Genomic DNA, 1567 nt, shown 5'->3' with positions numbered 1-1567 from the left:
GATTTATATAGTAGAAGATATCTCTAATTTATGACATTTCCCCTTAATATTAATCTGCGCATAAAGCCCTTGGTTACTAACGGCAACGACTATATTTGTATGTAATGATGCAGTGGTCAACAAAAACTGGCAATGGTTTTTGAGTTTTTCCAGAATAATCGTTCTGATTCATTCTGCGTCAGACCTCTATTATATTGATGAGGTCTGAGCTGGCTGTAGTATCCCGTGATGTAATTTGTTATCGCCATGCTGGCTACGCTAAAATTTACGTACCCATTTTCCGGACCCACTCTGTTTTTAGGCTTCTGAAGAACCGTTCCATTGGGCTATTATCCCAGCAATTTCCCCAGCGACTCAGGCTTTGCTTTATCTGATATCTTCACAGTAACTGTCTGAAATTCTTGCTGGTATAGTGACTGCCTTGATCCGAGTGATACAGTCAATTAGCCGATTTTTTCCGTGCTTCCCAGGCCATCGACAGGGCTTTACCTGCCAGTGCTGAATCATGGAAAAATGACATCGCCCAGCCACCGGTTTACGGGAAAACAAATCGAGTACAACAGCCAGATAAGCTTAGCGTTTTCCCGTCCAGATATAAGTCACATCACCGCACCAGGCCTGATTAGGCTCGGTAACAGCAAACTGGCGATCCAGATAATTAGGGATCTTAATGTGTTCCCGCCTTATTATATCGATGGCCAGGTTGCTGACAGCCGATAATATTGTGCGCTTTCATCAGCTTTGTTGCCTGCCAGCGGCTCAGTTTTATACCTTTGGTGGTGACCATCGCGGCGATACTTCGCGCTCCTGCTGAACCGTTACTTTCGCGATAAACTTCACGCAGAAGGCTCAATAATGCCACTCTCGTGGCGTCAGGCTTCCTGGGCTGCCACCAGTATTTATAACTGCTGCGATGAACCCCAAACACGTTGCACATAACGGCAACAGGAAACCGCGCCCTGAGTTTCTCAACTAATGAGAATTGTTCAGGAAGTCTGACATCAAGAGCGCGGTAGCCTTTTTTAATATACCCCTCTCAATTTCAGCGCGTTGAAGTCTTTTCTTCAGCTCACTTATCTCAATCTGCTCAGGTGTTATGGGTGAAGCTACGGGTGATTTTCCCGTTCGCTCTTCTTTCAGTTGTCGAACCCATTTGTCCATCGTGGATTTGCCGACATTCATCGTAGTGGCAGCGGCTGCAACGGTGTAGTGCTGATCGAGTACAAGCTGGGCAGCTTCGAGGCGAAACTCGGGGCTAGGTGCGTCTGTTACGTCCCTTCATAATGCCACCTCTATTTAGGTGGCCAAATTCAGTAAACCACTACATAGCTCTCTATTCTCACCCTACAACCGTCTGTGTGAAGGATTTTTACATGGCTTTCATGGACATAATGGCGAGTCTTCTTAAACCTCTACTAAGCACTTTTTGGGGCTGCTCGGATACGTTCAACTATATGAATTTAAGCAAGTAATACGTTACCAAAATACACACTTGATCAAATATAACGAGCAGGTTCATAATCAGGTTGTTGAATAACTAAACAGCAGATGGAGTGAAATATTGAGT

At 44.9% G+C, this 1567-nt stretch carries 1 pseudogene; it reads right to left on the bottom strand.

Annotation, left to right across the window (positions count from 1 at the left end):
- Window positions 1-116: 116 nt before the first annotated feature.
- Window positions 117-1282: pseudogene (locus BS639_RS24570) on the bottom strand (IS3 family transposase).
- Window positions 1283-1567: the final 285 nt, after the last annotated feature.

Source organism: Rouxiella silvae (assembly GCF_002093625.1).
GTDB classification, from domain to species: domain Bacteria; phylum Pseudomonadota; class Gammaproteobacteria; order Enterobacterales; family Enterobacteriaceae; genus Rouxiella; species Rouxiella silvae.
Note: the sequence above shows the minus strand (reverse complement) of the source record. Positions and strands in the feature narration are given on the sequence as shown.